General features: G+C 64.4%; 1 protein-coding gene and 1 pseudogene. Both read right to left on the bottom strand.

Annotated features, from left to right (window positions below):
• Positions 1-887 (bottom strand): branched-chain amino acid ABC transporter permease (locus tag EN738_RS34585; RefSeq protein ID WP_145967058.1); only part of this gene is annotated, 887 nt, incomplete at its 3' end.
• Between the two features lie 3 nt (positions 888-890).
• Positions 891-983: pseudogene (locus EN738_RS36690) on the bottom strand (branched-chain amino acid ABC transporter permease); the annotation flags it as partial.

Genomic DNA, 983 nt, shown 5'->3' with positions numbered 1-983 from the left:
AGCCGGGACAGAAAGAGCGGGAGGACAACGATGAACGCCGCACCCAAAAACGCGCCACGGATCGAGGCCAGCCCGCCGATGATGATGATGAACAGGATCTGGAATGAGCGGTCGAGATTGAAGCCTGCCGGCTCGACGGTGCGCAGATAGGTGAAGGCCCACAGCACGCCGGCGATACCGATGATGAACGACGAGATGGCGAACGCCAGAAGCTTGGTTCGCAGCACCGGCACACCGATGACGCGTGCGGCGGTTTCGTTGTCCCGCACGGCGATGAAGTTGCGACCGGTCGCGCTGTTGACCAAGCGCCAGACGAGGGCCGTCAGCACCATGACCGTGGTGACCGAAAGCAAATAGCGGCCGGTCGCGCTGTCGAGCGAAAGACCGGCGACGGCCAGGTGCGGCGCCGAGATCACCCCGGACGGGTTGTCGTTGGAGAACCAGCCGAACTTGGTCAGCGCCCATTGCACGAAGAACTGGGCGGCGAGCGTCGAGACGGCGAGGTAGAAGCCGCGCAGCCTGAGACTGGGCAGGCCGAACACGACGCCGAAGCCGGCGGCGGAAATTCCGGCCAGGATCATGGTCCCCGCCAGCGGCAGGCCTTCGACCCTGAGGTTGAAATTGTAGGCGGCGAACGCGCCCACCGTCATGAAGGCGGAAGAGCCAAGCGAGAGCTGGCCGCAATAGCCGGTCAGCAGATTGAGGCCGACCGCCGCCAGGCTGAGCGCCAGGAATGGCAGCAGGATCGCCTCGACCAGATAGCCCGAAGCATAGGCAGGGACCACGCCGTAGGCGACGACGAACAGGGCGGTCGGCAATGCCAGCTTCTGAACGAGTTTCACCCAGTCGACTGGAAGCCTTGCGGCGTCGAGCGCTTGCACGGCCATGGTTCAGACCCTTTCGACGGTTTTCTGGCCAAACAGGCCGGAGGGGCGCACCAAAAGCACCACCAGCGCCAGCGCATAGGCGAACCAGCCCTCGAT

The sequence above is a fragment of the Mesorhizobium sp. M4B.F.Ca.ET.017.02.2.1 genome (genome assembly GCF_003998955.1).
Classification (GTDB): Bacteria; Pseudomonadota; Alphaproteobacteria; order Rhizobiales; family Rhizobiaceae; genus Mesorhizobium; species Mesorhizobium abyssinicae.
Note: the sequence above shows the minus strand (reverse complement) of the source record. Positions and strands in the feature narration are given on the sequence as shown.